This window comes from Halolamina sp. C58 (assembly GCF_051195095.1).
In the GTDB taxonomy this organism is placed as follows: Archaea; Halobacteriota; Halobacteria; order Halobacteriales; family Haloferacaceae; genus Halolamina.
The window spans coordinates 274,278-293,025 of record NZ_JBNTJY010000001.1; the positions used below are offsets into that span (position 1 = coordinate 274,278).

At 69.4% G+C, this 18,748-nt stretch carries 20 protein-coding genes; 12 read left to right on the forward strand and 8 right to left on the reverse strand.

From position 1 onward, the window contains the following. Nucleotides 1–61: 61 nt before the first annotated feature. Nucleotides 62–349, reverse strand: coding sequence for a DNA-directed RNA polymerase subunit L (locus ACQUSM_RS01560; protein WP_435115124.1), 288 nt, complete (start codon nucleotides 347–349; stop codon nucleotides 62–64). A gap of 717 nt (nucleotides 350–1,066) precedes the next feature. On the opposite strand from ACQUSM_RS01560, the gene ACQUSM_RS01565 reads away from it, so the two are divergent. The 4 genes from ACQUSM_RS01565 to ACQUSM_RS01580 all read left to right on the forward strand — a co-directional run bounded on the left by ACQUSM_RS01565 (nucleotide 1,067) and on the right by ACQUSM_RS01580 (nucleotide 3,464). Then, nucleotides 1,067–1,846: a GHMP family kinase ATP-binding protein gene (locus tag ACQUSM_RS01565; RefSeq protein WP_435115125.1), complete on the forward strand. Its 780-nt coding sequence runs from the start codon at nucleotides 1,067–1,069 to the stop codon at nucleotides 1,844–1,846. A gap of 54 nt (nucleotides 1,847–1,900) precedes the next feature. Then, nucleotides 1,901–2,788, forward strand: a complete 888-nt coding sequence (locus ACQUSM_RS01570) for a shikimate kinase (protein ID WP_435115126.1) — start codon at nucleotides 1,901–1,903, stop codon at nucleotides 2,786–2,788. Then, nucleotides 2,785–3,075, forward strand: a complete 291-nt coding sequence (locus ACQUSM_RS01575) for a chorismate mutase (RefSeq protein ID WP_435115127.1) — start codon at nucleotides 2,785–2,787, stop codon at nucleotides 3,073–3,075. The genes ACQUSM_RS01570 and ACQUSM_RS01575 overlap by 4 nt, the downstream gene beginning before the upstream one ends. A 158-nt stretch (nucleotides 3,076–3,233) precedes the next feature. Continuing rightward, a complete protein-coding gene (locus ACQUSM_RS01580) occupies nucleotides 3,234–3,464 on the forward strand; it encodes a hypothetical protein (protein ID WP_435115128.1) in 231 nt (76 codons plus the stop codon). A gap of 237 nt (nucleotides 3,465–3,701) precedes the next feature. Here ACQUSM_RS01580 and ACQUSM_RS01585 read toward each other — a convergent pair whose 3' ends face one another. Beyond that, nucleotides 3,702–4,670 (reverse strand): arsenic resistance protein, encoded by a 969-nt coding sequence (locus tag ACQUSM_RS01585; protein ID WP_435115129.1) that lies wholly within the window; start codon nucleotides 4,668–4,670, stop codon nucleotides 3,702–3,704. A 168-nt stretch (nucleotides 4,671–4,838) separates the two neighbouring features. On the opposite strand from ACQUSM_RS01585, the gene ACQUSM_RS01590 reads away from it, so the two are divergent. The 5 genes from ACQUSM_RS01590 (at nucleotide 4,839) to ACQUSM_RS01610 (ending at nucleotide 8,731) form a co-directional block, all read left to right on the forward strand. Further along, entirely contained in the window at nucleotides 4,839–6,272 is a 1,434-nt protein-coding gene (locus ACQUSM_RS01590) for a sulfatase (protein ID WP_435115130.1), read from the forward strand. After that, nucleotides 6,273–6,701 carry a GtrA family protein gene (locus ACQUSM_RS01595; protein WP_435115131.1) on the forward strand — a complete coding sequence of 143 codons (429 nt, stop codon included), beginning with the start codon at nucleotides 6,273–6,275 and terminating at the stop codon, nucleotides 6,699–6,701. Nucleotides 6,702–6,817: 116 nt separating this feature from the next. Further along, the gene (locus tag ACQUSM_RS01600) at nucleotides 6,818–7,633 is read left to right on the forward strand and encodes a hypothetical protein (RefSeq protein WP_435115132.1); all 816 of its coding nucleotides are present in this window, start codon (nucleotides 6,818–6,820) and stop codon (nucleotides 7,631–7,633) included. Between the two features lie 137 nt (nucleotides 7,634–7,770). Then, nucleotides 7,771–8,142: a DUF555 domain-containing protein gene (locus tag ACQUSM_RS01605; RefSeq protein WP_379731331.1), complete on the forward strand. Its 372-nt coding sequence runs from the start codon at nucleotides 7,771–7,773 to the stop codon at nucleotides 8,140–8,142. 49 nt (nucleotides 8,143–8,191) lie between these two features. Then, nucleotides 8,192–8,731 (forward strand): CBS domain-containing protein, encoded by a 540-nt coding sequence (locus tag ACQUSM_RS01610; RefSeq protein ID WP_435115133.1) that lies wholly within the window; start codon nucleotides 8,192–8,194, stop codon nucleotides 8,729–8,731. Here the strand turns inward: ACQUSM_RS01610 and ACQUSM_RS01615 are convergent. The 4 genes from ACQUSM_RS01615 to ACQUSM_RS01630 all read right to left on the reverse strand — a co-directional run bounded on the left by ACQUSM_RS01615 (nucleotide 8,728) and on the right by ACQUSM_RS01630 (nucleotide 13,606). Further along, a complete protein-coding gene (locus ACQUSM_RS01615) occupies nucleotides 8,728–9,651 on the reverse strand; it encodes a hypothetical protein (RefSeq protein WP_435115134.1) in 924 nt (307 codons plus the stop codon). The two genes, ACQUSM_RS01610 and ACQUSM_RS01615, sit on opposite strands and share 4 nt — an antisense overlap. A gap of 42 nt (nucleotides 9,652–9,693) precedes the next feature. Continuing rightward, nucleotides 9,694–10,674, reverse strand: coding sequence for a phosphoribosylformylglycinamidine cyclo-ligase (purM, locus tag ACQUSM_RS01620; protein ID WP_435115135.1), 981 nt, complete (start codon nucleotides 10,672–10,674; stop codon nucleotides 9,694–9,696). A gap of 590 nt (nucleotides 10,675–11,264) precedes the next feature. After that, on the reverse strand, nucleotides 11,265–11,939 hold the full coding sequence (locus ACQUSM_RS01625; RefSeq protein ID WP_435115136.1) for a metalloprotease: 675 nt from the start codon (nucleotides 11,937–11,939) through the stop codon (nucleotides 11,265–11,267). Continuing rightward, nucleotides 11,936–13,606, reverse strand: coding sequence for a TraB/GumN family protein (locus tag ACQUSM_RS01630; protein WP_435115137.1), 1,671 nt, complete (start codon nucleotides 13,604–13,606; stop codon nucleotides 11,936–11,938). The genes ACQUSM_RS01625 and ACQUSM_RS01630 overlap by 4 nt, the downstream gene beginning before the upstream one ends. Nucleotides 13,607–13,697: 91 nt before the next feature. Here ACQUSM_RS01630 and ACQUSM_RS01635 point away from each other — a divergent pair, with 91 nt between their 5' ends. Together ACQUSM_RS01635 and ACQUSM_RS01640 are read left to right on the forward strand one after the other, a co-directional pair. Beyond that, nucleotides 13,698–15,065 carry a glycerate kinase type-2 family protein gene (locus tag ACQUSM_RS01635; protein WP_435115138.1) on the forward strand — a complete coding sequence of 456 codons (1,368 nt, stop codon included), beginning with the start codon at nucleotides 13,698–13,700 and terminating at the stop codon, nucleotides 15,063–15,065. A 61-nt stretch (nucleotides 15,066–15,126) separates the two neighbouring features. Next, nucleotides 15,127–15,822, forward strand: coding sequence for an ArsR/SmtB family transcription factor (locus tag ACQUSM_RS01640; RefSeq protein ID WP_435115139.1), 696 nt, complete (start codon nucleotides 15,127–15,129; stop codon nucleotides 15,820–15,822). Here the strand turns inward: ACQUSM_RS01640 and ACQUSM_RS01645 are convergent. Together ACQUSM_RS01645 and ACQUSM_RS01650 are read right to left on the reverse strand one after the other, a co-directional pair. After that, the gene (locus ACQUSM_RS01645) at nucleotides 15,819–16,790 is read right to left on the reverse strand and encodes a DUF5794 domain-containing protein (protein WP_435115140.1); all 972 of its coding nucleotides are present in this window, start codon (nucleotides 16,788–16,790) and stop codon (nucleotides 15,819–15,821) included. The two genes, ACQUSM_RS01640 and ACQUSM_RS01645, sit on opposite strands and share 4 nt — an antisense overlap. A 2-nt stretch (nucleotides 16,791–16,792) precedes the next feature. After that, nucleotides 16,793–16,981, reverse strand: a complete 189-nt coding sequence (locus tag ACQUSM_RS01650) for a hypothetical protein (RefSeq protein WP_435115141.1) — start codon at nucleotides 16,979–16,981, stop codon at nucleotides 16,793–16,795. Nucleotides 16,982–17,216: 235 nt separating this feature from the next. Between ACQUSM_RS01650 and guaB the strand changes: the two genes are divergently transcribed. Further along, the gene (gene guaB / locus ACQUSM_RS01655) at nucleotides 17,217–18,704 is read left to right on the forward strand and encodes an IMP dehydrogenase (protein ID WP_435115142.1); all 1,488 of its coding nucleotides are present in this window, start codon (nucleotides 17,217–17,219) and stop codon (nucleotides 18,702–18,704) included. Nucleotides 18,705–18,748 lie beyond the last annotated feature (44 nt).

The window sequence follows — 18,748 nt, forward strand, 5'->3', positions numbered from 1 at the left end:
CGTCACGGGATCTTCGAACGGTCGGCGACGGACGACGACAGAGAGAACAGTCCGAGAGCCGTTAGGCCGCCGCGTCCTCGAACGCGTCCCGCAGCGCCGCGCTCTTCTCGCTCACGTCGCCGGCGGCGGTCTCGAGCACGTCGAGGGGGTCGGCGTCGCCCTCGGTCGTGATCGAGAGGATCGGCTCCGTCTGACCGCCCGACTGCTCGGGGTTCACGTCGTACGTCGCGGCGGCGACGTCGTCGTGCTCCAGCAGCGTCCCCTTCAGGACGTTCATGAACGTGTGACCCTCGCCGGCGACCTCGATGCGGAGTTCCTCGTCAGTCTTCTCGATGACCCGCAGTTCCATACATTTCGGTTGTCGGGGTCGGCGTTTGAGTGTTTCGTCTCCGATACCGATGCTGCCGTGGGTTCTGGGGGTTCGACGGATTGCTTGGCTCATGTGGGTGTCTCCGTGGTGTGGGGGGAGACGCTGGCTCGGTGATCGCACGGACTGCTGCAGTATTGACGACCACGACCGCGAACGTGACCACGGAGTTCGCGGTTTCGATCGTGAACACGACCGCGGAGTGAGCTAGACTACTTGCGACCGCACCGCCCCGCACAGCCCTCTCCCCTCCCCAACCGACTCACTCGCTCACGTCCGTTCGCTCGTTCGTCCCTCGCGCTCGGCTCGCGGACGGAGGCGTCGTGCGGGCGACCCACGCGTCGCCCGCACTGCCAGCGAGACCGTCGGTCTCGCCCTGCTCGCGCTTCGCGCCGACAGCGACCGCGGTGCGGTAGCGGGGCGGTGGACGCCTCGCCGGCGTCGACGAGAGTCTCCGACTCTCGTCTGCCAATCAGAAATCTCCGATTTCTGATGACGCCAATCTTGGCGCCGGCGGGGGGAGGGGTGGGGACTCGGTGCTGCGCCGGACCTCGTGTCCGGCGCACGGCGGTCACAAGTGGTCTAGCACCGAGATGCCGTTGCGGTTGGGGTCAGACCCGAGGTTGACGCCCAACTCACCGAAAACAGAGAAAACCCGAAACCACACGGATTCAACTACACCACTCCCCACCCCCAACTATGAACGCCTTCGCCCCGGCCAGCGTGACGGCCGTGTTCGCTCCCGATCAGATCGAGTCCGGCTCCCGCGGCGCCAGCGTCGCGCTCGAAGACGGCGTGACCGTCACCGTCGACGACGCCGACGAAACCGAAGTCACCGTCGACGGCGAGCCGGCCGAGTTCGAGCCGGTCGAGCGCGTGCTGGACCGCCTCGGCGTCGCTGCCGCGGTCGACGTGCGCCCGGAGGTGCCCCTCGGCGCGGGGTTCGGCGCCAGCGGCGCCGCGACGCTCGCGACCGCACTCGCCGCGAACGAACGGTTCGAACTCGGTCACGCTCGCGACGAGCTCGTCGAGCACAGCCACGAGGCCGAAGTCGCCGCGGGCACCGGGCTCGGCGACGTGTTCATTCAGGACGCGGGCGGGCTGCTGTACAACGTCGGCGACGGCCGACAGCGCGTCGACACGGCCGAGCCGGTCGAGTACGTCACCTACGGCGGGCTCTCGACGGCCGACGCGCTGGCCGACGAGGCGCTGATGGATCAGGTCCGCGAAGAGGGCGGCGCCGTGCTCGACGCGCTGCCCGATCCGCCGACGCTCCGGGCCGTGATCGAGCGCTCGTGGCCGTTCGCCCAAGCGTTGGACCTCCCGACCGAGCGCGTCGTCGACGACGTGGCTCGCGTGGAGGACGCCGGCGGCGCGGCCACGATGGCGATGCTCGGCGAGACCGTCGTCGCCGTCGACTGCGAAGGCGTGCTCGCGAACCGGACTCGCGTCTCGACCGAGGGCGCGCGGCTGCTGTAACCCTCCGTCGCCGCGACCACCAGCTTCAAGCCCGGGAGCCGTTCCAGTACGGACATGGACGGCCACGCCGCGGCGCCCGGCGCGGGGACGGTGCTCAACGCGCTCGCGACCGGCCGAGGGTCGGCGTTCGCGCTCGATTTCGAGACCGCCGCCCACGTCGAACTCGACGGCTCGGGCGAGATCGAGGGGGAGATCGACGGCCAGCCCGACGCCGATACCGAACTGATCGAACGCTGCGTCTCACTCGCCGTCGAGGAGTGGGGCGACGACCCGGCAGCGACCGCGGACCTCCCCGGCCCTGAGACGGTCGGCGGCACGGTCCGAACTGAGAGCGAGGTGCCGACCGCGGCGGGGCTGAAAAGCTCCTCCGCGGCCGCGAACGCGGCCGTGCTCGCGACCGCCGACGCGCTCGGACTCGCGGGAATCGTCGACCACGAGGACGCCTGCCGACTCGGCGTTCGAGCGGCGCGGGCCGCGGGCGTCACCGTCACCGGCGCGTTCGACGACGCCAGCGCGTCGATGCTCGGCGGGCTCACCGTCACCGACAACACCGCCGACGAGCTGCTCGCCCGCGAGGAGGTCGACTGGGCGGCGCTGGTCTGGACGCCGCCGGAGCGCGCTTACTCCGCCGACGCCGACGCGGAGCGCTGTGAGCGCGTGGCGCCGATGGCCGAGCTGGTCGAGGAGCTCGCGCTCGACGGCGAGTACGGAACCGCGATGACGCTCAACGGGCTCGCGTTCTCGGCCGCGCTCGGCTTCTCCGCCGAGCCCGCGGTCGAGGCGATGCCCCACGTCGCGGGCGTCTCCCTCTCCGGGACGGGCCCGAGCGTCGTCGCCGTCGGCGACCCCGACGGCCTCGAAGCGGTGGAGGAGCGCTGGCAGGAGCGGCCCGGCGAGACGCTGCGGACCGAGACGCGGGCGACCGGAGGCAGATACCTATGAGCGAACGCACACCCGACGACATGACCCTGGAGGAACTGCGCGAGGAGATCCAGCAGATCGACCAAGAGCTGGTCGAACTCATCGCCCAGCGTACCTACGTCGCCGACACGATCGCCGACGTGAAGGCGGAGCAGGGGCTCCCCACGACGGACGAGGACCAAGAGCAGGCGGTGATGGACCGCGCCGGCGAGAACGCCGAGCGCTTCGACGTGGACTCGAACCTCGTGAAGGCAATCTTCCGGCTGCTGATCGAACTGAACAAGGTCGAGCAGCGGGAGAGTCGGTAGGCGAAAACGGCCTTCTCAGCGCGTTTGGCGCGGGACGACCACGATAGTTCCTTTCAGGTAGCTGCGCAATCCTCTCTCAAGAGACTAACGAGAGTACATACTGTGAAAAACTGAGCCTACCGAAAGACACAGTATTCTGTGTACACGTAGTTCTCTGTATGCCCACAATCACGGTCAACGTCGACGACGACCTCAAAGACCGGATGGAGCGCCACCCGGAGATCAACTGGAGCGAGGTCACACGACAGGCCATCCAGGAGAAGATCGAGACGCTCGAAGTGATGGACGAACTCACGTCCGACAGCGAACTCACGGAGAGCGACGTGGCCGAAATCGCCGACAAAATCAACGAGCGCGGACGCGAACGCGCCGACGAGCAGGCGGACTGAATGCGGCTGGTCGTCGACGTGTACTCAACGAGCGACGTGGTGGACTCGTTCGAGACGCGGTAGGCTGGCGAACGCTGTGGCTATTCCTGGCGATGTTGCTCCGACGCTAGCGGGTGTTCAGTTACTCTACGGTGTGTTTTGACAGGCCTGAGAGCTCGTTTCGGATCGCGTTTCGACACACGTATGGTGGATTTTGGACACCTGAACAAGGTCGAGCAGCGGGAGTCCCGCTGACGACTACTCCTCGCCCTCGGGCACCAGCCACCGCGGCACCACCCGCGTCAGCGTCACCATCCCCGCCAACTCCACGAGCGTCTGCGTGACGACCACTGCCGGCACCAACTGGTAGGCCGGCGGGAGCGCCAGCGCCAGCGGCAACACCACCAGCGAGTTCCGCGTCACCGACGTGAACACGAGCGCGCGCCGCTCGCCGACGGGCAGGTCCAGCCGCACACCGACGACCGTCGCGATCGGCGGCATGGCGAGCAGGAACGCGACGTAGATAGGAACGACTGCCGCGATCCGACCGATCGAGTTCCACACGCGCGGGAGCTGCGAACTGATCACGACGAACAGCGTGGCCGCGAGCATTGGCACGGGCAGCCAGCCCATCGCCGCCTGCCACGACGCGCCGCGGTGCGAGCGCTCCGCCCACGCCTCCGTCGCCCACGCCAGCGCCAACGGGAGCGCGATGATCAGGAGGAACGCTTCGACGAACGGCCCCGGCTCGATCGCCGTCGCGACCGCCGGCCCGACGAACAGCCAGAGGTAGACCGGCAGCGCGAGCAGTTGGCCGAGCAGCAGCGCCGGCGTCGTCGCGGTCACCTGCTCGGCGTCGCCGCCCGCGAGGTCGGTGAACGTGATGACGTAGTCGATACACGGCGTCAGCAGCACGAGGAAGGCGCCGACGAGCAGCGTGGGCTCCGCCGGCAGGAACCGTGTGAGCGCCCAAGCAACGATCGGAACGACGAGGAAGTTGAGTCCCAGCGCCGCCGCCACGAACCGCCGGTTCCGGAACGCGCGCCGGAACCGGACGAACGGCACTTCGAGGAACGTCACGTACAGCAGGAGCGCTAACACCGGGTCGATCAGGCGTTCGAGCGTCGGCGCTGCCACCGGACAGCCGAGGCCGACGACGACAGCGAGCAGCACCGCGACGGCGTACACCGCGACCTGCCGGCGCTGGAGCAGCGCGTTCCCGTCCATCCGGCGGCCGTTCGGGGCCGCTCGGGAAAACGACGCGGGTCGCCGACCGACGCCGGGATGGTGGTACTTATACTCCCGGGGCGCGGGGTAGGAAGTATACACACGTCTCCGTCGTTCGGTTCGGCGGCTCGTCCGGGAAGAGAGCTGCCGACACGCGGGGATACCCCCATGACCGACACCGACATCTCGAACGTCGTGCTCGTCACGGTCGACTCGCTCCGGGCCGACGCCGTGGGCGCGTACGACGACGACCGCCACACGCCCGTACTCGACAGCCTCGCCGACCGCGGCACGACGTTCGACCGCGCGTTCGCGAACGGAAACTGGACGCCGTTCTCGTTCCCGTCGATCATGGCCTCCAGCCCCGTGTTCGCCGACACCGGGCAGATCGGCGTCGACGGCGCGGAGACGCTGGCGGAGACGCTCTCCGACGCCGGGTTCTCGACGGCCGGCTTCAACGCCGCCAACGGGTTTCTGACCTCCCACTGGGGGTACGACGACGGGTTCGACGAGTTCGAGCCGTTCGTCGCCAGCGTCGGCTCGAGCATCTACAGCAAGTACCTCGCGACCCACCCGACGGTGGAGGCGTGGCTCCAACTCGCGACCTCGCCCGTCCGGCGATTCGGCTCGTGGCTCCGCGGCGGCACCGACGAGCGGCCGTTCCTCGACACCTCGCGCATGTTCGACGTGGAGCACGCGGCGACCGACTACGTGGAGTTGGTCGATGAGCCGTTCTTTCTCTGGATTCACTACATGGACGCCCACACGCCGTACGTCCCGGCCCCGCGGTACATCCGTGAGGTGTCCGACGGACTGCTCGGTACCCACCGGATGATCCACGCCCACACCCGGACGGGACTGGGGTGGAACGTCGGCGAGCGGACGCTGGCGGACCTCCGCACGCTCTATCAGGCCGCGGTCCGGCAGGTCGACGCCAGCGTGGGCCGCGTGCTCGACGCGCTCGAAACCGCCGGCGTCGACGACGAGACGGCGGTCGTCGTCGCGGGCGATCACGGCGAGGAGTTCCAGGAACACGGCCACCTCGCACACTACCCGAAACTGTACGACGAACTGATCCACGTCCCCTACATCGTCGACGTGCCGGGGCGCGAGGGGGGACGGATCGAGCGACAGGTCGGGCTCGACTCGATCCCCGCGACGGTGACCGATCTCCTCGGCGTCGACGCGCCCGAGTCGTGGCAGGGGGCGAGCGTCGCGCCGAGCGTCCTCGACGGCGAGGAGCCGGCCGACGAGCCCGTCGTCTCGGTCACGGTCCGGGGCGAGACGGTGACCAGCCAGCCGATCCCGCGATCGCTCGACGACGGCGACCTGCTGGTGAGCGTCCGCGACCGCGACTGGACGTACGTCGAGAACGTCGACAGCGACGATAGCGAACTGTACTTCCGCCCCGACGACCCGACACAGCAGGACGACCTGAGCGACGACCCCAGTCCCGAAGGTCGGGCCGTGATCGAGGAGTTCGGAGCGCTCGTCGACGTGCACGCGGACCTGCTTCGCGCGGCCGACGGTGACGCGGCCGCCGAGGCCGGCGTCGTCGACGAGGACCTCGAACACCGACTGGAGGCGCTGGGCTACCGCTAGATGGTCCGCGCGCTCCTCCGCAGCCTCGTGAGCGGTCCGCTCGCCGTCCGCCTCCGACGGTACGTCGTCGTCGGGACGACGACTGCGGGGGTGCAGATGCTGCTGCTCTGGCTGTTCGTCGACGTCGGGCAGGTGAACTACCTGCTCGGGGCGACCGTCGCGATCGAGATCACGATCGTCATGACGTACGTGCTCAACAACGCCTGGACGTTCGCGGCGATGCGGAACTCGGGGTGGGGGGCGTACCTGACCGGTCTGGTGAAGACGAACGTGATCCGAGGGACGGCGATCCCGATCCAGCTGGCGGTGCTGTACGCCTTGGTCGATTTTCGAGGGATACAGTACCTGCTGGCGAACGCGATCGCCATCCTGCTCAGCGGAGTCTACCGCTACGTGCTCGACTCGCGGTGGACGTGGAAACGGACCTGACGCCGGTTGGAACGGGGTCGTTCGGCACGCTCTTCGGCCTCTCGTCGTGTAACGCGGCCGACTCGACCGGCGAGTTCAAGAACCCCTACGATGTACGTAGCGGCAGATCATGGCGCATGACTGACTGGAGCGACCGGATGGCGTCGGGGACGGAGATCCTGCACCGACAGGCTGTCCGCATCCCGCTCCCGGACGTGGCGGCGGAACGATCCCTCCACGAGAACATGATGCGGATCGCCGACGCCGGCCAGCGGAAGGCCGAGCTGCTCGACGATCCGGACGTGCCGTTGACGGAGGTGTACGAGGACGAACTGGCGGAGATGCGACAGAGCTTCCAGCATCGCCTGCAGCAGGTCGCCGGCGAGGACTACTACGACGTCGCGACCGCGTACCTCGACGGCGAGCGCGACGACTGGGTCGGCGCGCTCGCGGCGTACTATCTGGAGTGTTACTACCGGCTGCAGGAGCGCTACACCGTCGACGAGCAGATCTTCTTCCTGGTGGTCCTCCGCTACCCGGACTGCTTCACGGTGAACCTCAGCTTCCTCACCGGTGACATCAGCGACGACGCGGTCCGGTACGAGTCCGCCAAACATCTCGAGGCGGAGCTCGACGAGCGCGCCCGGGAGCAGTACTACGCCGACTGCCAGTACTCCCAGCACGAGGCCGCGGCGTACCTCCGCGAGCGCGTCGACTGCATCCGGGAGGCGTTCCCGGACCCGAAGACGACGCCGATCGACCAACGGCAGTACGGTGGGTTCGTCCACGTCACCGGCCGGGACGGCACCACGTTCGCGGAGATCCTCGATTCGCTCTCGCCGAACCCGGATCGGTTCGACGACGAGATCTCCTCGCCCGGTCTGGTTCCGGAGGGTCCGGAGACCAGCCGAGCGAAGGAGAAGTTCGTTTCCGACGCGGAAGTCGAACTGTAACGCGGTTCGCTGGACGGCGCGACCGCCACCTGATTCGGGGCCACGGGCGTCGCTCCTCGCGTTTCGCTCCCTGCACGTCGCCCGCGCTGGCGTCGGCGAACCAACGAAACTTTGCCTGCTGGTGGAGGAGTAGCTGTATGAGCAACTATCACGTCGTGATGGAGGCTGCGTGGCTCGTGCGAGACGTCGAGGATATCGACGACGCCATCGGCGTCGCCGTCTCCGAGTCCGGCCGCCGACTCAACGAGGCCGACAAGGAGTACGTCGACGTCGAGGTCGGGCTGACCGACTGCCCGGCCTGTGGCGAGCCGTTCGACTCCGCGTTCATCGCCGCGAGCACCGCGCTCGTCGGGCTGGTGCTCGAGATCGACATCTTCAACGCCGAGAACGAGGAGCACGCCACCCGCATCGCCAAAAGCGAGGTCGGCGGCGCACTCCGTGACGTGCCGCTGGAGGTCATCCAGACCGTCGAGACCGAGGAGGGCGACGAGGGCGCGAGCGCCGAGTAGTCCCCCGTCTTCCGAAACGCTTTCAAATTACCCCTAGTTATTCGCGGACATGGAGCTGCCGACACCCGAGGACCTGCGCGAGCGGCGGAACGCGGTGGGGCTGACCCAGTCGGCGCTGGCGGAACGCGCCGAGGTCTCCCAGCCGCTGATCGCCCGCGTCGAGAACGACGACGTGGACCCGCGGCTCTCGACGCTCCGACGGATCGTCGAGGCGCTCGACGAGGCCGAGGGCGAGGTGGTCCGGGCGGCGGACCTCATGCACGAGGAGGTGGTCCACGTGAGTCCGGACGACTCGGTCACCGACGCGGTCGAGCTGATGGACGAGGAGGCGTACTCACAGCTCCCCGTGATCCAGAACGGCGTCCCGGTGGGCTCGATCTCCCAGTCCGACGTGGTCCACGCCGGCGAGAACGTCGGCGACCTGCCCGTCGCGGAGGTGATGAGCGAGTCGTTCCCGACCGTCGGCGCCGACGCGACCGTCGACGAGATCCGAAACCTGCTCGACCACTACAAGGCGGTGATCGTCACGGAGGGCGGCGAGGCCGCGGGGATCATCACCGAGGCCGATATCGCCAGTCACCTTTCCTAGCTCTCCGTCGCGGTCCCTACCGCAGTCCCAGCGATTACCTCGATCTCACCTTCTCGGTCGCCGACGGGTGTCCGAAGGTCGAACGCGCCCGTCTGGTCCACATCGTTCAGCCCCTCGTCAGGCCCGTACTCCTTCGTCCAGATATCCGTCTCGCCCGGTTCCAGATCCACCCGGATCGGGTACGGGTAGACGGCGTACTGCACGCCGCGAACGTTGAGCACGCCGCGGAACGTGCCGGCGACGGAACCGACGTTCTCGACGGTCAGCGAGACCGAGAACGGTTCGTCGGGCGTGACCGTCTCAGGATGGTCGAACGACCGAAGCTCGTAGCGCGGTGCGGGCTGTGACAGTCGTTCGGTGACGCGCTCTGGAAGCGCCCACGCGCCACTGCCGACGGTGATCTGTGCAGCCTCCGCGTCGAGTCCGCCGTCGACCGGGAACGCGAGCCAGCCGCCGCCGGCTTCACTCGTCGCCGATTCGGTCGAGTACTGCTCGCGCCGACCGTTCTCGGAGAGCCAGAACCCGCCCCCGGGCTCCATCGGTCGTTCGCGTTCGCCGGCGGTGACGAGCGTGTACCGATCGGCGGCCGGCGCCGCCGGCCCCGCCGGCCCCGCGTCGAACGCCGCGAGGACGAACCGTCCGTCGGTGTTGGCGATCACGTCGCCTGAGTCGGTGTAGACCACCGCCAGCGAACTCTGGACCGCGACACGCTCGAGCGTCACGTCGACGCCGTCGACGGTTACTGGCTCCCCGACTCCGGCAGGGTCGTCGGTCGACACCGTGGCCGGCGCGGTCGATACTGGGGTCTTGGTTGCCGTCGGGGTCGGATCTCTCTCGGTCGTCGTCGACTCGTTCCCGCCGAGACAGCCGGCCATCGAGCCGAGGCCCGCTATCGCGAGGTACTCGCGTCTGGAGGGCATCACGTCCGCGTCGCCCCGCCCGCGGTAAATGCTTTCTCGGGGTTACAGCTCCAGGCCGCGAATACTGACACCTTCGCCTTCCTCTACTCGACCGATCACGCGACCCTCCGTCTCGCCCACGAGTGAGTCAGCCCGGTCAGGATCGACGGCGGCGACGAACCCGGTGCCCATGTTGAACGTCCGGTGCATCTCCTCGTCGCTCACGTCGCCGAGGTCCTGCACGAAGTCGAACACCTCCTGCCGGGGCCACGGGTCGTCGATCTCGTAGTGGTACTCCCCAAGGCGTTCGAGGTTGGTCCAGCCGCCGCCGGTGACGTGGGCCGCGGCGCGGACGCCGTGCTCGCGCATGGGGTCGAGCAGATCCGTGTAGAGCCGCGTCGGCTCCAGCAGCGCGTCGCCGACGGCGTCGTAGCGCTCGCCGGGGTAGGGATCGGTGTACTGGTACTCCTGTGTGACGGCCTCGCGGGCGAGCGTGAGGCCGTTGGAGTGGATGCCGGAGGACTCCCAGCCGACGAGCGCGTCGCCGGGTTCGGCGCTGCCCTCGAAAACGGCGTCTTTCGCGGCCAGTCCCGCGCAGGTGCCCGCGAGGTCCAGCCCCTTCACGACCTCGGGCATTACCGCCGTTTCGCCGCCGACGAGTTCGAGGTCCGCGGCGTCGGCGCCGGCTGCGAGCCCCTCGCCGATCTGCTCGGCGAACGTCTCGTCGGGCTCGTCGACCGCGAGGTAGTCGACGAACGCCACCGGGCGCACGCCCGCGGCGACGAGATCGTTGGCGTTCATCGCGATGCAGTCGATCCCGACGGTGGAGTAGTCTTCCATCGCCTCGGCGACGAGGAGTTTCGTCCCGACGCCGTCGGTCGCCAGCGCGAGGTAGCGGTCGCCGATGTCGAGCAGGCCGGCGTAGTCGCTGTCGGTGCCCTCGCCCGCGACGCCGGCGGCGCCGACCAGCGCGGCCGTCGCCGCCTCGCTGTCGGCGATGTCGACGCCCGCCTCGGAGTAGGTCAGCCCCTCCTCTTCGGTCATGTGGGAAGCGGCGGGAGGACGGCGCAAAAGTCCTCCGCTCCCCTGTTGATGCGTGGGTGTGTACTCTGCGTTTGGGTTGTGGGTCGTCATTTCGACGAGTGTAGGGTTCGGTGTCTTGATTGCGAATTTCGGTGTCTTGATTGCGAATTTCGGTGTCTTGATTGCGAATTTCGGTGTCTTGATTGCGAATTTCGGTGTCTTGACTGCCAACACGACCGCGGAGTGAGCCGGACCACTTGCGGCCGCAACCGCGCCGCACAGCCCACGGGCCTCCCCAGCCGACTCCTTCCCTCACTACGTTCGGTCAGTCGTCCCTCGCGCGCTCGTTCGCGCACGGAGGCGCTCACGTCGCGCGCCACCGCCGGCCGCGGTGCGGTGGACGCCTCGCGCTCGCCAGCGGTCGGCGAGCGCGGGGGGAGGGGTGGGGACTCGGTGCTGCGCCGGGCCTCGTGCCCGGCGCACTGCGGTCGCAAGTGGCCAACGATCGAGATGCCGTCGCTGTCGCGGTTACGGTAGACGACAGTCAAAACCCGTCTGTCGTGGCCCTGCAAAACCACAAGAAAACCCATCTCTCCTCGAAGGCCGAAAACTCAGAACCCCACGCCCAGCACGAACACCACGTACACCGTCACCGCCACGCTCGGCAGGAACACGCCCGCCCACACCGCCTTGCTCCATCCCACGATCGTTCGCCCGTCGAGCGCGCCGATGGGGATCATGTTGAACGCCGCGAGGAACAGGTTCACCGCGAGCCCGCGGCCCCCGAGCAGTTCGAGCAGGTCGATACCGAGCGTGAGCCCACCGAGCCACAGCGGGACGAACACCGCCGCGAGCACGAGGTTCACCGCCGGCCCCGCCAGCGCGATCAGCCCGTGCTGGCGCTCGGTCAGCCGGCCGCGGTGGTGGACCGCCCCCGGCGCGGCGAAGATGAACCCCAAGAACGCGCTCATGATCGCGAGGAACAGCATCCCGTACTCCGCGCGGAACGCGGCGATGTTCCCGTACCGAACCGCCACCACCTTGTGCCCGATCTCGTGGAGCAGGAACCCCACGCCGGCAGTGAGCAGCGACACCACCAGCGCGATCGCGAACGCGGCGGGGCTCCCGGTCAGCAGCGCGATCGCGCGGTTCCCGCCGCCGGCGAAGAAGATCGCGAACGCCAGCCCCAGCGCCAGCCACGCGACCAGCAGGTCCTGAATCTCGCTCGCGGAGAACCGCAGCGACGGGTCGGGGTCGAACCGCCCGCCGCCTCGCTGGGCGCTCACGCGACCCACCCCCAGACGGTGCGGGCGCTGTTCTGCGCCCCCTCGATCAGGAGGTCCGGCACCGCCGCGACGCCGCCGATGTCGCCGAAGAAGGCGGGCAGCACGTACAGCGCGAACAGGAACGACGCGACGAAGCTCCCCACGTTCGTCAGCGCGACGATCATGATGAGTTTGAACAGCGGCACGTCGAACATCTGCCCGACGAGCTCCGCGAGCGGCGTCTCCTGATCGTCGAGCAGTCCGTTCAGCGTGTCGATGTCGCCGACGTTGACCGTCGTGTACCGGAGTTCGACGTAGCCCGCGAACCAGCCCGGCGCGAGCAGCGGATTAACGGAGGTGAGCCACGCGACCGAGCCACCGACCAGCGCCGAGGGCCAGCGCGCGCCTGCGAGCCGGGCGAGCCCGGCCGCGAACAGCCCGTTGACGACGAACCACGCGCCGAACAGTTCGAGCAGGAAGCGGTCCTCGACGCCCGCCATCGCCAGCAGCACGAAGAAGGCGACGAACGCGCCGGTGATCCCGACCGCGAGGATCTTCCCCCACGGGAGGAGGCGCTCCTTCTGCCCGGTCAGCGACGACTTCGCTGGCAGCGTCTCGGGGCGGTCGAGGTACGCCTCGATCCCCCGCCGATGGCCCGCGCCGACGATCGCGACCACGTCCTTCCCCTGCTCGCGCAGTTCCACGAGGTTGTGGGCGATGTACGCGTCGCGCTCGTCGATCAGCGCCTCGGCGCCGCCGGGGGAGAACTCCCGGAACTCCTCCATCATCGCGGTCACCACGTCGGTGTCCGTCAGCTCGTCGGGGTCGAGCAGCTCCTCCACCTCCTCGTCGGCCGGCTCACCCTCGCCGAGTGCGAGCCCCATCACGCCCGCGACGACGGCGCCGACGACCAGCCCCGCCGAGAGGCCGAGCGTCATCGACCCCACCGCGGTGATCACGAAGTCGCCGAGGTACTGCGTGACCAGCGGGTCGGTCAGCCCGAGCCCGACGCCGGCGAACGCGCCGATGCCGACCGCGCTCGCGCAAGCGACACCCAGCGCCAACACGTCGTCGTCCAGTACGCGCAGCGTCACCTCGGAGAGCACGTACGCCGAGAGCAGTCCGACCAGCGCGCTCCCGGTGAGGCCGACGAGCAGCGGTTGGGTGACGCCGACCGCGCCGCCGAAGATCCCGAGGATCGGTCCGAGCACGATGCCCACCAGCAGGCCGAACACGACGCCGCCGATCCGGGGGTCGGTGACCCCGAACGCCAACGAGCCGACGACGCGGAGCTTCTCGAACAGGCTCATCCGCGACCAGAAGCGTCGGATCGTCTCCTGGATGTCCCGGTCGACCAGCGCGAGCTCGATGCCGAGATCCTCCGCGGTCTCGACGGCCGCGAGCATCTCCGCGCCGGGCTGGATGTCGAAGCGGTCGCCCATCCGGGCCTGCACGTACGAGAGCATCCAGTACGCGAGGAACTGGAACACGGTGTTGCCCTCCAGCAGGTCGCCCGCGGCTAGGTCCTCGGGTTCCTCGCCGCGCATCTGGTTGTAGCGGCCTTCGTCCAGTTCGACGGCGACCACGTCCGGGCGCTCCTCCTCGATGGTCTCCTCGACCTCCCGGACGCTCTCGGCGGAGACGTGCGCGGTCCCCACGACCCGCACGCTGCCGTCCGAATCACTCATTGAGAGCGGTTCCGCCCCCGTGGGCCTTGACCGTGACGAAGCGCGCTCCCCACCCCGAACCGTTTTGCTCGCCGCCGCCCCAGCACGGAGCGTGTTCGAGAACCGCGAGAGTCACGCCCGCTCGCCCGCTCACGAGGTCGCGCTCGACTGTCTCGCGGCGGGGATCCGGCGCGTCGACCCCGAGCGCGCGACCCGCGACGCGTTCGCCGTCGACGACGACCGCCTCGAGATCACCACCGACGAGCACACCGCGGTCGATCTGACCGAGTTCGACCGCGTGCTCGTCCTCGGCGGCGGGAAAGCCGCACCGGGAGTCGTCCGCGCGCTCGACGCCCGCCTCGGCGGTCGGATCGACGACGGGCTGATCGTCGTTCCCGAGGACGACCCCGCGGTCGGCGAGTCGATCGGCGCGGTCGCGGTCGAGGGCGGCGGCCACCCGCTGCCGACGCCCGAGGGCGTCGCGGCCACCGAGGAACTGCTCGAACTGGCCGAGACGGCCGACGAGCGCACGCTCGTGCTCGCGGCCGTCACGGGCGGCGCGAGCGCGCTGCTGGCCGCGCCCGCGGGCGAGCTCTCCGTCGGCGACCTCCGGCGGTCGAGCCGCGCGTTGCTCGACGCCGGCGCCGATATCGACGAGATCAACGCCGTCCGAAAACACACCTCGCGAGTCAAGGGCGGCCGGCTCGCGGCGGCGGCCGCCCCGGCGACGGTCGTCACGCTGGCGGTGAGCGACGTGGTCGGCGACCCGCCGTCGGTGATCGGCTCCGGGCCGACCGTGCCGGACGGGACCACGTACGCCGACGCGCTCTCGGTGATCGACCGCCACGGGGTCGACGTGCCGGCGGTCCGCACGCACCTCGACGCCGGCGACGCCGGCGAGTACCCCGAGACGCCCGGCACGGATGCGGAGCTTCCCGGCACGACCCACGTCGTCGCGGGCGCTCGGACCGCCATCGACGCCGCCGCGACGGCGGCCGCGGAGCGAGGGTACGAGCCCAGCGTGCTCTCCTCGCGTGTGCGCGGCGCGGCACGCGCGACGGCGCCCACACACGTCGCGATCGCCGAGGAGGCGGCGATCGCCGGCGACCCCGTCGAGCCGCCCGCGGTCCTGCTCTCCGGCGGCGAAGCGACCGTCGACGTGCACGGCGAGGGAGAGGGCGGGCCAAACACCGAGTTCGCGCTCGCCGCCGCGCTCTCGCTGGCCGGGAGCGTCGACGGCGCCGGCGACGAGGTCGTCGTGGCCGCGATCGATACAGATGGTCGAGACGGAGCCACCGACGCCGCCGGCGCGCTCGTCGACGCGGAGACGATCGAGGACCGCGAGGCTGCCCGCGACGCGCTCGAGCGAAACGACTCGCTGGGCTACCTCGGCGACCGGGACGCGGCGCTCGTGACCGGCCCGACGGGGACAAACGTGAACGATCTGCGCGTGCTGGTCGTGCCCGACCGGGGCGACTGAGCGACGCTGGGCCGCCCGAGAGGGAACAGAGTTTCAACGGACCGCGCGAAACCCGAACTGTATGGTCGACATACTGCCCTCCACTCCCGACGCCGACCCCGACCCGGAGCCGCGGGTGCTCGGTGTCGACAGCGACGAGGCCGGCGAGACTCTCGCCGCGCTCTCCTCTGACACCGCCCGGGAGATGCTGCGTGAGTTCCACGACGACCCCGCCACGCCCTCGGGCGTCGCCGACCGGCTGGACCTCTCGCTCCAGAACGCCCAGTACCACATCGGCAACCTCGAGGACGCCGGCCTGATCGAGCCGGTGGACACGGTGTACTCCGAGAAGGGGCGCGAGATGACGGTGTACGGCCCCGCGGACGCACCGCTGATCGTCTACGCGGGCACGGAAGAGGAGACCACCGGCCTGAAGGCGGCGCTCTCCCGGCTCGTCGGCGCGGTCGCGGCGCTCGGGCTCACGAGCCTGCTCGTGCAGGCGTACTTCGGCGAACTCCCGCTCCCGTTCGGCCGGGCGGGCGGCGGCGAGGAGTACCAGACCGGCGCCGACGGGACGGCCACGAACGTCACGACCGAGACCGAATCCGGCGACATCGGGATCGCTCAGGCGACGCCCGAGCCTACCGCGACGCCGACGCCGGAGGCCGTACGAACCGCCGAAGACGCGCTCGCACTCCCGCCCGGGGTACTGTTCTTCCTCGGCGGGATGGCGGTGCTGCTCGGGGTCGCCGCGGTCTGGTGGCTCCGCCGACGTTAGAGGTACGGCGGGCGCTCCGGCTCGTCGGGCGCCTCCTCGACGGCGTCACGCTCGACGGTGCCGCCGTCGGCCGCGCTCATGGCGCTTGAGGCGTCGTCACCGTCGACGGCCAGCTCCGCGGCGATGTCGACGGGGCGGTCCTCGCTGTCGGCGTCGGGGCTGTACGTCGTCGACGGTTCGTCGGGCTCGGGCTCGTCGGGTTCGGACTCCTCGCTCTCGTCGACCGAGTCGGGGTCGTAGGAGAGCAGCGCCGTCACCGCGAGCACGCCCAGCGCGACGGGCTGCTCGGTCGCGAGCAGGCCGAGCACGTCGACCGCGAGCATCCCCAGCGCGACCGAGCTCCCGAACCGGAAGCGGTCGATGTCGACCGCGCCCTGCAGCGTCGGCGCGCCGAGGGCGACGCCGAGCGCGAACGCGACGCCGGTCCCGGCGGCGGCGGCCGCGGGCAGCAGCGTCGCGAGCTCGAAGTTCATCGTCAGCTCGGCGCCGCCGCGGAAGCTGGCGATCATCCCCAGCCCGACGATCGCGCCGGGACCCGGGAGGTACGTGCCGACCTCGGCGCTGGCGGTTTTGGCGGCGATCGCGAGGATCACCAGCCCCGCGAAGCGCTGGAACACGTCGGGATCGAACAGCGAGTACAGCGTCTGGGCGAACGCCGCCTCGACGACCGCGATCGGGACGAGGACGGCGCCGACCAGCAGCACGGAGATCGCCTTCTCCGTCGGCGTGCCGTCCATCTCCGCGAGAATGACGGCGACGGTGGCCGAGCCGCCGAAGATGAGGAGGCCGGTCTGCAGCACGCCGCCGGGGGAGATCGCCCCGGTCTCGGTCGTGAGCGCGCCGGCGACGACCAGTGCAGGGAAGATCCCGTCGACGAGCGGGAGCCCCATCACCGTCGCCAGCAGCCGCGTAGCGCCGCCGACGTGCTGTTCGAGGCGGAGCGCGATCGGGTGGTCCGAAACGCTCACGACTAGCTGGCGGCCTCACCCGTGGCCAAACGGTAGTGTGCTCCCGACTCCGGATAGCCGCGGCCGAACGCGAATCCTGTAAATTTCGGGAGGAAACGTCGTACTGTTCGCCACGTCGGTTTGAGCGAGTCGACGGCACTGTCGTTCGGCTGGCCGACGATGCACGACGTAGCGAGACGGTCGACGTCCATACCCACTACTTCCGCGGATAGGGCGATAAACGTTGTGTGAGAGTGGGCCCCATGAACACGCCCGGATCGTCAGCGAAACTGGACGTTGGTCGAAGAACTCACGGCGAAATCGGGTTGAAACTGAAGATACGTTGGTGGCTCCCTCGCCCCCGGCCCGAGGCCGCCAGTGTGCGGAGGAGCGACACACAGTTCCGGGATACGGAACGCTTTTGGGCCGAGACTCACCACCGACAACATGGCGAGTAACGGGTCCGAACCCTTCTCGGAGAAGCTACGAGTACCGGAAGCGCTGACGTTCGACGACGTGCTCCTGCGGCCGATGGAGAGCCGTGTCGAGCCCGACGCCGCGGACGTGTCCACGCGCGTCTCGCGCAACGTCGAGCTCCAGATCCCCGTCCTCTCGGCGGCGATGGACACCGTCACCGAGGCCGGGATGGCCATCGGGATGGCCCGCGAGGGCGGGCTGGGGGTGCTCCACCGCAACATGGACGCCCCGGAGATGGAGGCGCAGATCGCACAGGTCAAGCGTGCCGACGAGCTGGTGATCCGACGGGAGAACGTCGTCACGGCCGCGCCCGATCAGACCGTCGACGAGGTCGACGAGATGATGGAGCGGGAGGGCGTCTCCGGCGCGCCGGTCGTCGACGACGACGATACGGTGCTGGGGATCATCTCCGGCACCGACATCCGGCCGTACCTCGAAGTCGGCGAGAGTGACACCGTGCGCGAGGCGATGACCGACGAGGTGATTACGGCCGGCGAGGACGTGAGTGCCCGCGACGCGCTCGAACTCATGTACGACCACAAGATCGAACGCGTCCCCATCGTCGACGAGGACGACCGGCTGGTCGGGCTCGTGACGATGCAGGGGATCCTCGCGCGCCGCGAGAACGAGAACGCGGCCCGCGACGAGGACGGCCGCCTGCGCGTCGGCGCCGCGGTCGGTCCGTTCGAGGACGAGCGCGCGATCGCCGCCGACGAGGCCGGCGCTGACGTGCTGTTCATCGACTGTGCACACGCCCACAACCTCAACGTTCTCGACTCCGCGAAGGCGATCACCGAGACCGTCGACGCCGACGTGGTCGTCGGCAACGTCGGGACCCGAGAGGCCGCGGAGGCCTGCGTCGACTTCGCTGACGGGATCAAGGTCGGGATCGGCCCGGGCAGCATCTGTACCACCCGGGTCGTCTCCGGCGCGGGGATGCCCCAGATCACCGCCGTCGCCGAGGTGGCCGACGTGGCCAGCCAGCACGACGTGCCCGTGATCGCCGACGGGGGGATTCGATACTCCGGTGACGCGATCAAGGCGATCGCCGCCGGCGCCGACGCGGTGATGCTCGGCTCCTACTTCGCCGGGACGGACGAGGCGCCCGGCCGCGTGATCACGATGAACGGCAAGAAGTACAAGCAGTACCGCGGCATGGGCAGCGTCGGCGCGATGCAGTCCGGCGGCGGCGAGCGCTACCTCAAAGAGGAGAACGACGAGGAGTACGTCCCCGAGGGCGTCGAGGCGGCGACCCCCTACACCGGGACGCTGGCCTCCGAGCTCCACCAGCTCGTCGGCGGGATGCAGTCCGGAATGGGGTACGTCGGCGCCGAGACGATTCCCGAGTTCAAGGAGCGCTCGGAGTTCATCCGCGTCTCCGCGGCCGGACAGACCGAGGGCCACCCCCACGACGTGATGATCACCGACGAGGCGCCCAACTACAGCCCGAACGAGTAACACGTTCGGTCGTGGAAGGAACAACGGACACCGGAAGGGGTATT